The sequence below is a fragment of the Paenibacillus sp. FSL M7-0802 genome (genome assembly GCF_038004945.1).
Lineage (GTDB): Bacteria > Bacillota > Bacilli > Paenibacillales > Paenibacillaceae > Paenibacillus > Paenibacillus polymyxa_B.
On the sequence record NZ_JBBOSD010000001.1, the window covers coordinates 3,412,402 to 3,431,175 of the forward strand.

Consider the following 18,774-nt stretch of genomic DNA (forward strand, 5'->3'; position numbering starts at 1 on the left):
TACATAAAAAAGCCCCTTACCCAGTGGTAAGGAGCTCGACACAATAGAACATTTACTCTAGAGAACCATCAAAGTCAGCCATCTCCACAAAAATGGTATTGGAGGAGGCAGATTGTTTCTCTACGCTTCCGTCTGGATAGCGGAATTGATAGCGCAGGATGACCTGGGCGATCAGATACGCGCGGAGCGCAGATTCGATGTCGAAAGAAAAGACGATAACGGCTTTGTGGTCTGGGTCAAGCCGACCTAACGGAATACCTTGGAGCAGGTTAGGATGCGGAAGCGGCACAGAATTCACGGTGACAGTTCGCAACAAAATGAAATCTTCGGCTGCAAATGGTGCAGTGAGCAAGAGTTCTTCCAGCGGAGTATTGCCAATGTTTTCCACATGGACGGTGAAGGACAGGGTATCTTCTTGCCCGACACGCAAAGCGCTGGAGCTAAGTGTAAGTTTAGGGATGGCTGCAATAACGGTCACGCCGACGGTGTTGGTTTGGGTTGTTTCCTGGATGGTCTCTCCTCCACTACGACGTGAGGTATATTCGATGGTGGCTTGGTTGCTGAATGTTCCCTCTGTTGGTGCTTCACGAATTTGTGCCTGGAGCGTAAGGGTGAGCGTCTCCCCTGGTGCAATATCCGGAAGCGTGATACCTGCGGCGGGATTAGCGCCTGGCTGTGCTTTTTCTTGGATAGTTAGGCTGTTGGGTAAATAAATGAGTCCATGCGGCAACGGGTCTGTGAACAGCGGATACTGTGCTGGAATTCCTCCTTTGTTTGTAATCTGAATGGTGAAGGTGAGTATGTCTCCTACAGAGGCATCCGTGGTATTCACTTTTTTAACTAATTCGAGCAGTGGGAATACAACTGGGATGGTAACGGTATTCGTAGTCAATGTCCCTGATACGACTCTTCCTCCAGGTAACGTAAACGAGTAGGCAAAGGCAGCTTGATTTACGATGTAGCCAGATGGAGGCGTCTCCGATACGGTCACTTGATAAGTCAGTGTCAATGACTGTCCAGGTTCCACAGACCCCAGACTAACACCGACAGCAGGATCGGTTCCCAACAGTGATTGACCGTTCAACTGTATGCTGTCAGGAATCAATAGAGTCCCGGCAGGAATGAAATTTTGCAGTGTAACTTCGGATGTTACGTTGCCAAAGTTGTTGAGCAGTACCGTATAAGTAAGGCTTTCTCCTGCGATGGCCTCCGTATTTTCCGTAGAGATACTTGCGGCAAGCTGTGGATCAAAAACAGTTATAGTCACGGTGTTGCTGGTAACCTCGCTCGCACCCTCATTGCCAGCATAATGGAGCCGTACGCTATTGTTTAGACGTCCTCCGAGAGGCAGAGACTGAACGTTCACGCTGTAGGATACATCCATTGTCTGTCCCGCCTGTAAGCTGCCGATAAATAATGGTTCACCTGGCTTGCTAGAAGCAGGTGGAGAACCGTTAATTTTCAAGCTGTCCGGGTTTATGATGGTTCCATTCGGTACGTAATCGGCTAACACTACATCGGTAATGACTGAGCCTGCATCATTAACAAGAGTCAGCTGATAAGGCACAGCATCGCCTAATGCGACAGTAGATACTGTTGTGCGTAGCACAGCTGACAAGGCTCCTTTAGCAGTAGGGGCTACTTTAACCGAGATAGAAGGTGAAGCAGTTACCAGATTCGTGCTTCGTCCGTCCGGCAGCTGGTAGGAGTAAGCCAGTGAAGCTTGATTCACCAGTGTGCCAGACTCGGAGGCACGAACGACAAGCGCGGAGAAGACGGAAGTCGTTTTTTCTCCTGGTGCGATGGTACCTAGGGCAATGCCTTGCCCTGGACTGACCCCATATTGAGGGATTCCATTAACCGAAACAGAGCCGGGAACAAAAGAAAGCTCCGATGGCAATGAGTCCGTTAACAAGCCAAACGCACCGATATTTCCCGTATTTTCTGCGACGATGGAATAGGTGATGCTTTGGCCTGGCTGTACGCTCTCCGTGCTGGCTATTTTCGTCAGTTTCACCACAGGCTGAAGTAAGGCAATGGTGACAGCATTGGACAAAACGGCACTCGCTTCTTCACCATTTGAGAGTAACAAACGCGCCTGGTTCGTACGTGGTCCTGGCTGTTCTGTCGCTGTGATACGGACATCAAAGGATATGACAGTCTTGGTATTCGCTTCTAACGGTGGCAAAGATATGCCAGTGCCGGGATCGCTTTCTACCACCGTAGATCCATTAATCTGAACTGAACCTGTAATAAACTCGATGTCCTCTGGCAAAGTATCCAGCAAACGGGCATCTTGCACGGTATTCGTATCCTCGTTGAGGATCACGAGTTCATACGTCAAGGTATCGCCAGTAGTGGCGAAAGGTGAGCTTACGCTTTTACTTAATGTGATGTCTAGCGGTGACACGGCAACCTCAACAATGTTGGATAAATGGAAACCGCCTGCCTCTCGCCCATCTGGTGCATTAAAGCGATAGTCTACCTCAGCCTGATCGACCAGTAATACGGTTGCAGGGATGGAAGATACCAGCACTTGGAAAGTGACGGTTGCCGATTGTCCTGGTGGTATGGCTGGAGTCGGGATGCCGGAAACTGGGCTTGCACCGGGAGCTGCAATGCCGTTAATCGAGACTGTGTTCGGAAGGAATACAGAGCCGTCCGGAATATTGTCACTTACAGTAGTTGAGGCTGCAATGTTACCCGTGTTGGATACGACAATCGTGTAAGTGATGATGTCTCCGACTGTGGCATTATTGGTATTGCTTGTTTTGACTGCTGTCAGGATCGGCTGGAAGACCGGAATGGTTATTACATTAGATGTTGAGCTACCAGTAAATGCCCCGCTGGTAAAGCTAACGGATGCCTGATTGTTTAATTGTGCCGGTGTGGGCAAGAAATCGACTCGAACCTGGAACGTAACAGTAGTAACAGCTCCTGGAGCGAGTGTACCGATGGCAATACCAAATCCAGGATTTCCATCAGGGAAGGAAGTTCCGTTTATGGTAACACTGCCATTTACAAAGGAGCTTCCCGCCGCAATCATATCTGAAACCACTATATTATTGGCTGTACTGATCCCATTGTTGGAGACAGCCAGTGTGTAGGTGATGATATCGCCAATAATGGCGTCGGTAGCCGCCGTTCCTTTGACAATGCTAACGTCTGGTGAGGATACAGAGATACTAACTGAATTGGATACCGCAGATCCGGATACAGTTCTGCCATCTGGTGGTTGGAAAGTGAATGAGCCTGATGCCTGATCGACCAGTACCTGTGGATTAGGCAGTGTATTGATAATGGTTTGGAACGTTACGGATACCGTTCCGCCTGGCAACACGGATCCAACTGGAACGCCAGTTTCGATGGACAATCCAGGTTGCGGACTGCCAGCAATGCTGACACTGTTGGCAAGGAAAGTCGATCCGGCCGGGATGTTATCACTGATGGTAAGCGCTGCTGCAATATTGCCGCTATTCACGGCTGTAATCGTGTAGGTCAGTGTATCGCCGACGGAGGCGTTAAGAGTGCTGGATGCTTTAGTAATTGCAATTAACGGTTGGAACACAGGTACGATGAGTGGATCGGAAAAGGCAGTGCCAGTGAACGTTCCGCTAGTAAACGTGACGGCTGCAATATCTGAGAGCAGTGGTGGCTGCGGCAAAGACTGGACAGTTGTCTGGAAACTGACGACGAATGTATTTCCAGGTGCGACGTTTCCGATGGCAATTCCAGCAACCGGAGAGGCATTAGGGAAGGCTACTCCGTCGATTAGGACACTGCCCGGAACGAAGGAGGTACCTGCAGGAATTGTATCGGTTACAACAGTATCTGTGACTGAATCCACGCCACTATTCGTGATGCTCAGTGTATATCTGATCGTATCTCCGACTACAGCGGCTGCCAGGCTGGATGTTTTAATCACCTGAATATTAGGTGCAGACACAGCAACGTTGACTGTATTCGATGTGACAGAACCGCTCAGTACTCTACCGTCAGGTGGTGAGTAGGTAAAGTCCGCTTGCCCTTGGTCGGTCAATATAGGCGGAGTTGGCAGAGACGAGACGATGGTTTGGAAACTCACTGTAATACTGCCTGAAGGGGCCAGTGATCCGAGCGTTATGCCTGTAACTGGCGAAGCTCCCGGGACAAGGATGCCGTTAACGACTACGCTGTTAGGCAGTAGTTCAGAACCTGCGGGGATGTTATCTGACAGCACAGGTATAACAGCAATATTTCCGGTATTAGTTAGCGTCAGGGTATAGACCAATGTTGATCCGATCTGTGTGTTGACGGTATTGACGGTTTTGGTCAGGCCGATGATCGGCTGATAAACAGGCAAGGTAACCGGATCGGATTGCGAAGACGTGGTCAACGCGCCTGAAGTAAAGCTAACGGTCGCTTGATTGGTTATTTGCGGCGGCTGCGGCAGACTAACGACGGAGACCTGGAATGTAACTGCTGCCGAACCACCTACTGCAATGGTGCCTACAGGGATACCGGAGCTTGGTGACGCAGCAGGTACAGAAGTTCCATTTACGGTTACGCTACCCGGAACAAAGCTGGTGCCGGGCGGCAGCTGATCAGATACAACGGCATTGACGACTTGACTGATTCCGTTATTCGTAGCAATCACAGTATACGTAATGGTATCTCCGACTACGGCATCTGTAGCGGATGCTGTTTTGATAACGTCCACATCTGGCGAAGAGACCGAGACGGTCACGGACGGAGATACTGCACTTCCAGTCAGGACACGACCATCTGGAGGTTGATAGCTGTAAGCTGCGGTCGCCTGATTGACCAATGTACCTGATGCGGGCAGTGAGGTAATGACTGCCTGAAAGGTCAGAGTGACAGTCGTAGCTGCACCTATGATACCTAATGGAATCCCAACACTTGGATCTGAGCCAGGTGCGGCGGTGCCATTGATCACTACACTATTAGGGATAAAGGCAGCCCCTGCCGGGATGGGATCACTAAGGACGGTATCTGCACCGATGTTTCCAGAGTTTGTAACGGAGAATGTATAGGTTACCGTATCTCCAACCGTAGCTCTTCCCGTTCCCGCGCTTTTAGTTACAGTGACGATCGGTTGATACACAGGGATGGTAACGGGATTGGATACCGAAAATCCATTAAATGCACCTGAAGTAAAGCTTACGGTCGCCTCATTGGTAATGGACGCTGGCGACGGCAGAGATTGTACGTTAAGCAAAAAGCGAATGGTAGCTCCGCCACCAGCTCCAAGCGTTCCGACAGGAATACCGTTTTGTGGGTTGGCTGTAACAACAGGCGTACCATTAATTGTAACGCTGCCCGGGACAAAGGCGGTTCCAAAAGGAATGGTATCCGTGACGATTACGCTAGTAACAGGATCGAGTCCGTTATTGAACGCAGTTATGACATAGGGGACAGAATCACCCACGACAGCGACAGCCACATCAGCTGCCTTCGTGACTGTTACATTCGGTGACGAGATCGGAATGGATACAGGCAGGGCCGCTCCGCTTCCGCTCAGCGTTCGTCCATCGGGCAATTGGAACGTGTAGCTCACAGTGGCCTGGTTGGTTAGTATGGAGCCAGGTGGTACTGATATGACCACGGCGCTAAACGAGACGGTTACCGTCGCACCTGGGGCGACCGAACCGATATTAATGCCTGTAATCGGGTCTGCTCCGGGAATGGGCGAACCGTTGACCAGTACGCTATTTTGATTCAGACTAAGCGAGCTGGACAACAGATCAAGCACGACCGTTTCTGCGGGCGCGTTGCCGGTATTGGTTACAGTGATGAAAAAGCCAAGTGTATTCCCTACGGTTGCACGATCTGCACTGAGGGTATTGGTCACATTCAAGATTGGCTGAAATACAGGCAGGCTGACCTGATTCGAGGCGGATTGACCTGCGAAAGCCCCGGAATTAAAGGAGACCGTTGCCTGATCCGTTGACAAACCTGACGCTGGCAAGGATGTTACCGTTGCCTGGAAGGTGACCGTTACTGAGCTGGCAGTAGGGATAGTGCCTACGGATACGCCTGTGGCGATGTTGGCTCCCGGTATAGTGACACCATTGACTTGTACGGAGTTAGGTATAAAAGTAGTGCCATCAGCAATCGGGTCGATAAAGACAGTTCCCGTTACGGGTGTAATACCGCTATTTACTGCGTTAATGGTATACGTAATGGTATCGCCGAAGGCTACAGAGGTCTGATTGACCGTTTTGGTCACGGTGACATTCGGATTGGATACGGGAATGAACACCGGATTCGATTGTGCGCTTCCATTTAATGTGCGACCGTCAGGTGGCTGGAAGGTGAATGTGGCCGAACCTTGATTTAACAGACCCAGGCCAGCAGGGACAGCGTTAATGACCACTTGAAAGGTAAGGGCGACAGAAGCCCCCGCTGCAATGTTTCCGACCAATACCCCTGATTGGGGATTGGCTCCAGCAACAGGCTGACCGTTCACGGTGACGCTATTCGGTATAAAGGAGGAACCAGATGGAATGGCATCGGTGAAGGTGGCGGTCGCTGCTAGATTACCTGTATTTTGAGCAGTGAGTGTATAGACTACGGTGTCGCCTACCGTTGCTTGACTCGTATTTGCAGTTTTAACAAGACTGACAATAGGCTGGTAAACAGGGACGACAACTGTGTTGGAGAGTGATGTGAAATTCAGTGTACCGCTGGTAAAAGAAACTGTAGCCTGATCACTCAGCTGAGGTGGGTCAGGCAGGCTGTTGACAGACACGGAAAAGGTGACGGTTGTTGACGCACCAGCAGCGATGGAACCGATTGGAATCCCCGTTAAGGGGCTGGCTGACGGCAATGTCGTTCCATTTACAATAACCGAGCCAGGAATAAAAGTGGAGCCCGACGGTATCGTATCGTTTACCCGAACATCCGTCACGGTTTGGACTCCGCTATTGGTAGCTGTAATGGTATAGGTTATCGTATCCCCAGGAACGGCGTCAGCTACCGAAGCGCTTTTGCTTACTTGCACATTGGGTGACGATACAGGAATTGTGACAATATTGGACGAAACATTGCCGTTAACAATCCGGCCATCCGGCGGTTGAAAGGAAAAGCTGATATTCGCCTGGTCGGTGAGTTGGGGAGGTAAAGGCACGGAAGTAATCACCACCTGAAAAGTTGTTTGAGTCGCGGCTCCAGGTGCAATGGAGCCAATAGACAGACCTGCTTCGGGACTGGCACCGGGAACAGGAACACCGTTGACGACCACACTGTTCGGTACCAGTGCTGAGCCTGCGGGGATATTGTCTGTCAATGTGGCAGCAGCTGCAATATTACCGCTGTTGGTTACTGCCACGGAGTACGTTACGATGTTCCCGACTGTGGTTGATATAGGTTCTGCGGTTTTGCTTACGCTTAATACCGGAGCGTTCAAAGCCACTGTCACTGGGTTAGATACTGATACGCCTGAAAAAGCACCGCTGGTATAGCTGGCACGCGATTGATTGGTGAGCTGCGGCGGACTTGGTAATGGAGAGGATACCGTTACCCTGAAAGTGATTGTAGCTCCCCCTCCAGCGGCAATGCTCCCAATTACGATACCTAAAGACGGATCTCCACTGGCTATTGTGGAGCCATTCAGCGTTACGCTACCGGCAGTGAATTGAGAGCCGGCCGGGATAGGATCGGAAACGACCACATTGCTCACGGTCTGGATTCCGTTGTTGAGTACGGTCAGGGTGTATAACACCGAATCACCCGGAATGGCGGTGGAACGGTCTGCAGTCTTCAAAATGGACACATTCGGCGCAGACACGGGAATGGATAACACGTTGGACGATGTGCTATCTGTTCGCACTCGCCCATCGGGCAACGTAAAGGAAATGGCGGCGGTGGCCTGGTCTGTCAGTTGGGATGGTGTTGGAAGGGTAGCCACTACAGTTTGGAATGTCAGTGTGATAGGGCTTTGCGGCGACACGGTTCCGATGAAAATACCTGCTGCTGGACTGGCTCCAGGCTGACTAACGCCATTGATTACCACGCTGTTCTCCATAAATGTGGACCCGGCAGGAATAGCATCTGTCAGCGTTACAGAAGCATTATAGTTGCCGCTGTTCGTGACTAACAATGTGTACAGAATCGTGTCGCCTATCGTAGCTGCTGTTGTATTTGCAGATTTGACCACACTGATACGAGGCTGATAAACCGGCACAGAGACGGTATTTGTCTGGGATGTTCCGGTAAAAGCACCACTGGTGAAGCTGACACTGGCTGTGTTTTGCAGCGGCTGCACGGATGGAACGGCATTGACCAGCACAGCATAGGACACCTGCACGGATGCGCCTGCGCCAATGGTGCCGACTGGAATGCCACTTCTTGGGTCGGCTGTGCTCACAGGTGAACCACCGACGGTTACGCTTCCGGGTACAAATGACACGCTGCCGGGGAGTGGATCGGTAATTACGGTGTTTGTGATGGGGTCAATTCCGTTATTAACGGCGTTCACGCTGTAGGTCAGCGTTTCGCCAACACTAACGGATGTGAATCCCGCAGACTTGGTTACTGCTACGTTGGGAAGAGAAATCGATACGGAAACAATATTGGAGAGAAGCGAGCCCGACAGGGTTCTTCCGTCTTGCAACTGATATGAATATTGGAGCAGGCCCTGATCGTTTAATCCACCCCCGGGTGGTAGCGAATCCACTGTCGTCCGGAATGAGACTGTAATTTGTGCACCAGGGTTTACGGTGCCTACTGAAATTCCCGTATTAGGATTGGCGCCTGGCACTGAGGACCCGCCAACAATGACGCTTCCGGGAATAAAGGTGGAGCCTGTCGGTACAGTTTCCGTCAAGGTCGTGTTTAATACGGCTGTTCCGGTATTAGCGATGAGAAATGAATAAGTAATCGTCCCGCCAACGCTGGCACGGTTGGAGCTGGCGCTTTTGGTAATCGTCGGCGCTGCAATAACGACAGGTATGGTTACAAGATTGGACAAAGATGATCCGGTAAAGGCCCCGGAAGTGAAGCTGACAGTTGCACGATTGTTGATTTGTGCAGGAGAAGGTAGAGAATTAATGGCTGCCCGAAATACAACCGTAACCGATGCGCCTGGAGCTAAAGTGCCGATCGGAATACCGTTCACAGGTGTAGCAGTCGCAGAAGCAGTTCCGTTCACGGTGACGCTACCAGGTACAAAGGCAACTCCGCTTGGCAGCGGATCGGTAACGACTACATTGGTCACATTGGCGATTCCGTTGTTTGTGGCGGTTATGGTAAATTGAACAGTCTCTCCGACTGCGGCTGCCGCCAGGGAAGAGGCTTTTGTCACGGTCACATTTGGTGAGGATACGGGAATGGTGAGCGTGTTGGACGTCCCGCTTCCGTTCAATATACGTCCGTCAGGCGGTGTGAAGGTATACGTGTAAGCCGCCTGATCGGTCAAATTACCAGAGGCGGGAACCGCGTTGACGAGGGCCTGGAAGGTCACGGGTACAGTAGCACCTGTATTAATCGTTCCTACTGAAAAACCAGTAGCGGGATTGGCAGCAGGCACGGAAGAACCACCAATGGTCACACTGCCCGGTATGAAGGATGATCCGGCGGGAATGCTCTCCGAAAAGCTGAGATTTGCAGCAATGCTGCCCGTGTTGGATATCTGAAACGTGTACGTAATCGTATCTCCAACTGTAGCAGCCGTTGTATTGGCACTTTTAACAATTCCAATAACAGGTTGGTAGATTGGTGTACTGGCAGTGTTGGACGGAACGTTGCCAGAAATGACAGGTCCTCCAGGCACGGTTTGGAAGGAAAAGGATGCCGATGCTTGATTGCCCAGCTGGGTGTTTGCTGGCAATGAAGTGACGGTTGCACGGAATGTAATGGTCACCGTGGAAGCAGGAGCTACACTGCCCACTGTGATACCTGTAGCGGGATTGGCTGTTGGCTGGGCTGTGCCCGCGACAACAACACTGCCGGGTACGAAGGTAGCCCCAGCTGGTATGGTATCGGTAAGTACTGTGTTGGAAGCACTGACGAGCCCCGTATTCGAAATGTTAACCGTATAGGTCACAGTATCGCCAATAACCAAGCCTGTAGAGCTGGCAGTTTTGGTCAGGGTCACCAGTGGAGCATTGATATCAATTTGAATGGCATTGGCATTTACAGTGTAAATGTCACCATTTGTTGTCAGCTGGAGGACACCTGTGGTTTGGCTATTGAGCAGCGTGGAGGAAATATCGACATTGGTAATGTCCCAACCTTGCCGTCCACCCGTGACCTGCGTTCCAGGTGCTCCATTCACGGCATTAGTTGTACCGAAGGTCCCCGTCGTGACCAATGTACCGTCGTCACCGTTAATTTGGGAAGCGAAAAAATTAGTCGAAAAATTATTAGGCCCAGACAGCGCAGTCAAACTCGATGTGGTAGGTCCAAACAACGCACGGTCACCCGTAATGTCCACGTCACCCTCTTGGGCGCTAATCAGCGCCCTACCACGCAAAGTCCCCTGCACAGGTGTGGCAAAGCCGCTCACCACTACATTGACCGAGCCTGTAGCGGTACTGACCCCTTCACCACCAACACGTAGCGACAGGTTGCGGAAGGGCAGAGACGGGTTATTGTACACCACAGCCAGCGTCCAGCCGGCATGGTTGGTGTTGGTGGAATCGGGAACCGTGATGGTGCCCGTCACATTTCCGACCGTATACGCACCAGCGCCACCTTGAATGACCAGATTTGTGACATTCGCTGTTCTCACATAGGTACTGAGACTAGTGACGTTGACCGATGTTGCAGATTCAGGACTGACCGTAGTAGATAAAGCAGGTGTCTGAAATGTGACAGGGTTGCTGGTGCTGGACAATACATTGGTACTGCCGTTGGCATAACTTCCTCCCCAAATAAGCTCAGCATACAGCACCGTACTGCCCGCAGGGAGCACAAGGAATGCTGTCGATGAGTTACTGGTAAAGGTAGAAGTCGTGCCAAATGGATACGTACCGAAGCGAGAGGCTGTATTAGTTGTGATGAACGCGCCAATGCTGGTCGCTGTTCCCGGCACTCCTACCGAATTAGAGCGTGCCAGCCCAAGTGTATTCCCTATAAAGGTGACAGCCCCCGTCTGGTTCGTTACGTAACGCTGAATAAAAGCCATGGATTAGCTTCCTACTTTCCATCTCTTCCAAATCCGTTATCTTAGGATTTTCGTATAGGAAGAGCCAGCTAGGCTGGGTGTAATAATCCTTTCGTATAAATTGCCTGCGTTATAACCAGGCCTTGCATATCGCACAAGCCCATGTACCTAATCCAGCGGGAAAAGGCCACCCCCTTTTTCGATAAAATAGCTTAGCATGAAGCCCAAAATAGTTGTTTGTCGTGACGTCAGCGGGGCAATATTTATATATGCACTCATTATTCACATATGTATGCAAGTCAATTTTAAACATACCTGTTTTCAAAGAATGACGTTATCGGAAGCGTTTTAGCGAAAAAAGAAGAATTTTGTAAAATAGCTTCGAAATGTTGGTCTCTTTTTTTACTTGGCGTTAACATATGTGCTATACTGAAGGAGCAAAGGAGGCGTGCCCTATGAACTTAACAGTACGAGGTCAACAGATCGAGGTTACCGACGCTTTGAAGGACTACGTTGATAAGAAATTCAGCAGACTTGAAAAGTATTTCGATGCACCCCCGACGTCTGATGGAAGTGTAACGTTAAGCACAACCAGAGATTTGCACACTGTAGAAGTAACCATTCCTTTGCCGGGGCTTGTACTCCGTGCCGAAGACGAGAGCGATGACATGTATTCATCCATTGATGCCGTGGTAGACAAGCTTGAACGGCAAATTCGCAAGCACAAAACCAAGCTAAACCGTAAATTCCGTCAGGAAGGCAGTTTGAAAACCCTTTTTGTGGAAGATCCGGCAGGTGGCGTGGCTGTTGCTGAAGATGAGGATGTAGAACTGGATGAGCTGGAAGTCGTCCGCACCAAGCGTTTCTTATTGAAACCTATGGATGTGGAAGAAGCTATTCTTCAAATGAACATGGTTGGACATAATTTCTTTGTGTTTTCCAATATTGACAACGAAGAAGTTAACGTAGTTTACAAGCGCAATGATGGTAAATACGGTCTGATCGAACGAGAATAGCCTGTGAAGTAGGAACTTTTCACATTTTAAAATGAATAGAACGATTTCGATTGAAGCATGCTTCATGGATATTAGGAAAATGAAAACAACACGAGCCTTATCCTTGCGAACCTGGCGGGATAGGGCTCTTTTATATGTTTTTTTGTAAATGTAAGGAAATTTTAACTTGGATAAGCGTAACGAAGTTGTGTATTTCGTGCGTCAATTGTTTTGGTATCTTTAACCGGATGCAAATCTGGAGGCTGCTTGTGTTGCGGCATGTCCTACAAACTGTTACAATTTATGCAAAGAACATCGCACGATGGGCTGGTACAGCCGGGCCTGTCAAACATATCGGGAATCAATTTCATCATGGACCCTTTCTTATTGTGAAATTGATTCTATTAATTGTTTTGCGCGAAAGGGGTAAACCATGCTAGGAATTGTTAAGAAAATCTTCGGAGATACCAATGAACGTGACGTCAAGCGTTTAATGAAGACGGTTGAACTGATCAATAAGATAGAGCCGGATTTCGAAAAGCTCTCGGATGAGGAGTTGCAAGCGAAGACGGCAGAATTTAAAGCTCGGGTCGAACAAGGGACTACGGCTGAAGAAATTTTGCCGGAAGCTTTTGCAACGGTTCGCGAAGCGTCCAAGCGGGTGCTGGGTAAACGTCATTATGACGTACAGATGCTCGGCGGTATTGCGCTGCATGAAGGTAAAATTGCCGAGATGAAAACCGGTGAAGGTAAAACACTGGTAGGAACACTGCCGGTTTATTTGAATGCTCTGTTGGGCAAAGGCGTGCACGTGGTTACGGTCAATGACTATTTGGCGCAACGTGACAGCGGAGAAATGGGACAGATTTATAACTTCCTGGGAATGTCCGTAGGGCTGAATTTGGCCAATATGGATCATGCCGCCAAGCAGGCAGCCTATGCTTGTGACATCACGTACGGTACAAACAACGAGTTCGGGTTCGATTATCTGCGTGATAATATGGTGCTTTACAAAGAGCAGATGGTACAACGTCCGTTGTACTTCTGTATCATTGATGAAGTCGATTCTATTCTCGTCGATGAAGCCCGTACGCCATTGATTATTTCAGGACAAGCTCAGAAATCGACAGAGCTGTATTTCGCGGCTGACCGTTTTGTGAAGAGCCTGAGTGTTGAAGAAGATTACACGCTGGATATTAAGGTGAAGTCGGTTGCTTTGACCGAAAACGGCGTATCCAAGGCCGAGAATTTCTTTGGTCTTGAAAACTTGTACGATCAGGAAAGTGTTACAATCAATCACCACATTGTACAGGCATTGAAGGCTAATGCTATTATGCGTTTGGATGTGGACTATGTCGTAGCTGACGGTGAGGTCCTGATTGTCGATGAGTTTACAGGTCGTCTGATGGCTGGACGCCGTTACAGTGATGGTCTGCATCAAGCCATTGAAGCGAAGGAAAACATCATTGTACAAAATGAAAGCATGACGCTAGCGACGATTACATTCCAAAACTATTTCCGTATGTACCGCAAATTGGCGGGGATGACGGGTACAGCGAAAACAGAAGAAGAAGAATTCAAAAAAATATATGGTCTGGAAGTACTCCAAATTCCAACGAATCGGCCTAACCAGCGTGTAGATATGCCTGACGTTGTATACAAGAGCGTAAAAGGCAAATTCCATGCAGTGGTGGATGAAATCCTGGAGCGCAACAAAAAGAACCAACCGATATTGGTAGGTACGGTTTCTATTGAAAACTCGGAGCTTCTTTCTGAAATGCTGAAACGCAAAGGCGTTCGTCACAAAGTGCTTAACGCCAAGTATCATGCTGAGGAAGCTGAGATTATTTCCCGTGCAGGTGAAGCTGGCGCAGTTACCATCGCTACCAACATGGCTGGACGCGGTACTGACATCGTACTGGGCGAAGGCGTATCAGAACTCGGTGGTTTGCACATCATCGGTACAGAACGTCATGAATCCCGTCGTATTGATAATCAGCTTCGCGGACGTGCAGGACGTCAGGGTGATCCGGGCTCCACACAGTTTTACTTATCGCTGGGCGATGAGTTAATGAAGCGTTTTGGTGCGGACAACGTGCTGAGTATGATGGAGCGTTTGGGCTTCGAGGAAGACCAACCTATCGAGAGCCGTATGATTACACGTGCTATCGAATCAGCTCAAAAACGTGTCGAAGGCAACAACTTTGATCAGCGTAAAGTTGTTCTCCAGTATGATGATGTAATGAACCAGCAGCGTGCTATTATTTACAAGCAACGCCGTGAGGTGCTGGAATCAGAGAACATCAAGGAAATTGTGTTCGATATGATCAAGCCTGTCATTGAGCGCGTAGTGGAAGCTCATTGCGGCGATGACATTCCTGAAAACTGGGAGCTTGAAGAAGTAGCAGAGTATGTGAACAACAACCTGCTTGAGGAAAATACACTTACGCGTGACGACCTGTGGGGCAAGGAAAAAGAGGAGATCGTGGATATGATCTTCGAGAAAGTTACCAACAGATACCACAGCCGTGAAGAAATGATTGGCGAAGATATGGTACGCGAGTTCGAGAAGGTTATCGTATTGCGTGCAGTCGATAGCAAATGGATGGACCATATTGATGCTATGGATCAATTGCGTCAAGGTATTCACTTGCGTGCTTACGGCGGTACCGATCCGCTGCGCGAATATCAATTTGAAGGCTTCGAGATGTTCCATGCTATGATTGCTAGCATCCAAGAGGAAGTAGCCACATACATCATGAAAGCACAAATCGAATCCAATCAAGAGCGTCAGGCTGTCATCGACGAAGACAAAATCTCGACGAGTGGTGAACCTGCGGCTCCTAAAAAGAAATCCGCTCCTTCGCGTCCGCGTAGAAAATAACGGATTGAAATTAAGGGAGAGATCTTGAGATACACTATTCCCTGCAGTGCATATAATGGCAGGCGGCAGTTCAACCACTGACCGTCGGCCATTTTGTGCCATACAGGGGTGAGACTGATGTTTTCAACTTATAGGTCTCTGTTGGAGGATCAGTTTGAACATTGATGAATGGCTAGCTTGATCTCAATTCTTTTTAAACAATTATGACAAGCAAGCTGGTCTCTGCTTGTTTGTCAGTTAATTCAGTTCTTGACTCGGCTCATATACCAGAGCCGATAATTTAAAAGTCGTTTGACTCTACGGCGGTCGGCAGCGAAGCGGAGGATTTGAATCTGGAGAAGCGCCAGCGATCGTAAGATCAAATCATTCGCGCAGCGCCTACCCATCAGCCGTAACTCACAACGCTTTTACTCCCCTAACCCTATATTAAAAGGAGAATGTCATCATGATTGATCCAAATGTAAAACATGATTTAAGAGAAATAGGCAAGAAACTAACAAACCTTAGGGGGTCTCTTTGACTTAGATCTCAAACAGGAAATGATCTCAAACTTTGAGGAAAAGATGGCTGCGCCTGATTTTTGGGATGATAACGATAAAGCTCAAGCCGTGATCGCGGAAATGAACGCGGTTAAGTCTTCTGTAGACAGCTATGAACAGCTCCGTCAGGAATATGAGGATGCGGGGATGATGGCTGAGCTAGCTGATGAGGAAGGCGACGAAACACTGGCTGGAGAAATTGAAAATAGTATCAGATCTTTGCTGAGCAAGCTTCAAGAGTTTGAACTCCAATTGCTTTTGAATCAGCCATATGACAAGCTTAATGCCATTTTGGAGTTGCATCCGGGGGCGGGTGGAACCGAGTCGCAGGACTGGGGTCAAATGCTGCTACGGATGTATACACGCTGGGCAGAAAAACGCGGTTTTAAGGTAGAAACGCTGGATTACCTTGCGGGTGATGAAGCAGGGATCAAAAGTGTAACGCTGCTGATCAAGGGCTATAATGCTTATGGCTACCTCAAAGCAGAAAAAGGCGTGCATCGTCTCGTTCGCATTTCTCCATTTGATTCCTCGGGTCGTCGGCATACGTCGTTCGTATCCTGCGATGTCGTACCGGAAATTGCGGATGATGTGGACGTTGAGATCCGGACAGAGGATCTTAAAATTGATACGTACCGGGCCAGCGGTGCAGGTGGTCAGCATATTAATACGACCGACTCAGCCGTTCGAATTACGCATCTTCCTTCCGGCATTGTGGTAACTTGTCAAAATGAGCGCTCCCAGATCAAGAACCGTGAGCAGGCAATGACGATGCTCCGTTCCAAGCTCTACGAGCGTAAGATCGAAGAGCAGCGTCAGCAATTGGACGAAATCCGCGGAGAACAGTCCGATATTGCATGGGGCAGTCAAATTCGCTCCTACGTGTTCCATCCATACAGCATGGTTAAGGATCATCGTACTAGCGTGGAAACTGGCAACGTAGGAGCTGTCATGGATGGCGATCTCGATCCGTTCATCGATGGTTACCTGCGCAGCCAAATTAAGCTGGACGCAGAATAATAGCCTGTACGTTTTCCTACAGTCTGCAGACCATGTGCCTGCGGACTGTAGGAATTTTTGTGTAACGGTATTTTTAACTAAAGGAGAACACGAATGATGTCTCAATTGAATCCCCCCGCTGCCCGCCGAAGACGCCGTAAGCCTCTGATTGCCGCCAGCGGACCCGCACGCAACGTGACCGACATTTTGCTGATTATACTCGGCTCTTTCATTACAGCGCTGACCTTTAACATGTTCTTGCTTCCAAACCGGATTGCATCCGGGGGTGTATCGGGCTTGTCTATCTTGGGTGAGGACCTGTTTGGCCTGGAACCAGCCTATACGCAGTGGGGAATGAATATTCCGTTATTTATAGCAGGGGTCCTGCTGTTAGGGAAAAAATACGGTTTGCGTTCTTTACTGGGAAGTATTATGCTGCCGCTATTCGTTTATGTCACGAAGGACTGGGCAGTTCCGACAACAAATCCGTTGCTGGCTTCGCTATATGGTGGAATCGGAGTAGGGTTGGGTTTGGGGACTGTATTTCGGGGCAGGGGCTCGACGGGTGGACTGGCTATTTTGGCGCAGATTATTCAAAAGTATACGGGCTTTAGTCTTTCTCTCTGTGTCATGTTGATGGATGGCACGGTGATTACACTGGCTGGTTTCGCCCTCTCGCCGGAACGTGCGCTGTATGCGTTGATTGGCTTGTTTGTAACTGGTAAGGTCATTGATGCTGTGGAAATGGGACTGAGCTACTCCAAAGTAGCTTACATCATATCCAATCAGAAAGAAACGATCACGCAGGCTATTTTGCAGGATTTGGACCGAGGATTGACAGAGCTGGCAGGGCGGGGTGGTTACACGAACGAAGAACGTCCTGTTCTTATGGTTGTAGTCGGACAAAACGAGGTAACTCGCCTCAAGACGCTCGTCCGCTTGGTAGACCCGGAAGCTTTTGTGATTATTAGTAATACTCGTGAGGTATTGGGTGAAGGGTTTAAGAAGGAAAGCTAAAACAAAGGGGCCTGTCTGAGACTTGCTCTTAACTGAATCAATGCAGGAGAGCCCACTAATGTAGTAGGCTCCTCTCTCTTTTAGAATAGCTTTACTAGATTCTTTTTACTAATCGTTCAAGCCAATTTGCCGGTTGTCCTTGATTGAAATACGAGGTTAGCGTTCCTCTTACCCCTGTTTTGACCATAAATAGACCGCCTGCTAATGGTTGATCGGCACTATCATTATCTTGAGCAGTCGTAATATATAACTCATCCAGATGTTCACCGCCAAAAGCACACGAAGTCACACAATTGACGGGGAGTGACACCTCAGCAATCACTTCTCCATGAGCAGGATGGATACGGGAGACACGTTTACCACCCCATCGCGCGACCCACAACATGCCCTCTGCATCGATTGTCATGCCATCTGGATACCCTTCACTTTCATCCAATCTAGCCACCAGTTGCTTATTCCTAATCGTGCCTTGTGCCACATCGTAATCGAAGGAGACGACCTCCAATGTTGGAGTATCAATGTAATACATTGTACGATGATCTGCGCTCCAGGCTAATCCATTAGATATGGAAGCTTTATCAACCAGTAAGGAGACATTGCCTTTTGTGCTCAGACTATACAATGCTCCTTGCGCGTGTTCGCCATTTAGGCTCATTGTTCCTGCTAAAAAACGTCCTGTAGGATCGCATTTTCCATCATTAAAACGATTACCTAGTTTACCTTCCTCAGGATCATGGATCAATACTTTGGCCCCTGTCTCAATATCCAAACAATATAGACCGCTAATCAGCGCTACGATCACTTTATTTTTGAGATAAGGTACAACTGCACCAATATGTTCACCAACCTCTATTGTACGATCTGTGCACGTAGAAGGATCATAGATATGCAATTGAAAACCTTCAATATCGACCCAAAATAAACGCTGAAACCGCTGATCCCAGCTGGGACCCTCGCCTAACTTTGCCTTTGCATCTATAACGATATTCGCTGTATATGTTTCGATGTGTAGCACCCCTAACGTTTAAGTTTATTTTCGACCCCAATTATCCGCTTCAGCGGCTCCTCTGCGCAGATTCACTAGATGCAGCCCATGTGACTCCCTTCATGTTCAACAAGTTCATAAAGTGCAGCAAACAGCCAATCGAGATGAATACCAATATATGAGATAATTTAAAGGGAATATCCCCCCCTTTTCTTTATGCAAAACGGCAGACTGTATTCAAGAGACTC

General features: G+C 48.9%; 6 protein-coding genes. 4 read left to right on the top strand and 2 right to left on the bottom strand.

Features of this window, described 5'->3' with window-relative positions; translation table 11 throughout:
* Window positions 1-52 precede the first annotated feature (52 nt).
* Window positions 53-11,128 (bottom strand): DUF7507 domain-containing protein, encoded by an 11,076-nt coding sequence (locus MHB54_RS15850; protein WP_264454453.1) that lies wholly within the window; start codon window positions 11,126-11,128, stop codon window positions 53-55.
* Between the two features lie 434 nt (window positions 11,129-11,562).
* Here MHB54_RS15850 and hpf point away from each other — a divergent pair, with 434 nt between their 5' ends.
* From hpf to MHB54_RS15870, 4 genes are all read left to right on the top strand, one after another.
* A complete protein-coding gene (gene hpf / locus MHB54_RS15855) occupies window positions 11,563-12,123 on the top strand; it encodes a ribosome hibernation-promoting factor, HPF/YfiA family (protein ID WP_023990642.1) in 561 nt (186 codons plus the stop codon).
* A 412-nt stretch (window positions 12,124-12,535) separates the two neighbouring features.
* On the top strand, window positions 12,536-14,986 hold the full coding sequence (secA, locus tag MHB54_RS15860; protein WP_023990640.1) for a preprotein translocase subunit SecA: 2,451 nt from the start codon (window positions 12,536-12,538) through the stop codon (window positions 14,984-14,986).
* Between the two features lie 445 nt (window positions 14,987-15,431).
* Window positions 15,432-16,545 (top strand): peptide chain release factor 2 gene (gene prfB, locus MHB54_RS15865; protein WP_103744773.1). Its coding sequence is split into 2 segments (ribosomal slippage): window positions 15,432-15,503 and window positions 15,505-16,545, totalling 1,113 coding nucleotides; the frame shifts between segments, so codons are not numbered across the junction.
* A gap of 96 nt (window positions 16,546-16,641) precedes the next feature.
* Window positions 16,642-17,541: a YitT family protein gene (locus MHB54_RS15870; RefSeq protein ID WP_023990638.1), complete on the top strand. Its 900-nt coding sequence runs from the start codon at window positions 16,642-16,644 to the stop codon at window positions 17,539-17,541.
* Window positions 17,542-17,635: 94 nt separating this feature from the next.
* Here the strand turns inward: MHB54_RS15870 and MHB54_RS15875 are convergent, their stop codons facing one another.
* Window positions 17,636-18,556: an SMP-30/gluconolactonase/LRE family protein gene (locus tag MHB54_RS15875; RefSeq protein ID WP_013312255.1), complete on the bottom strand. Its 921-nt coding sequence runs from the start codon at window positions 18,554-18,556 to the stop codon at window positions 17,636-17,638.
* Window positions 18,557-18,774: the final 218 nt, after the last annotated feature.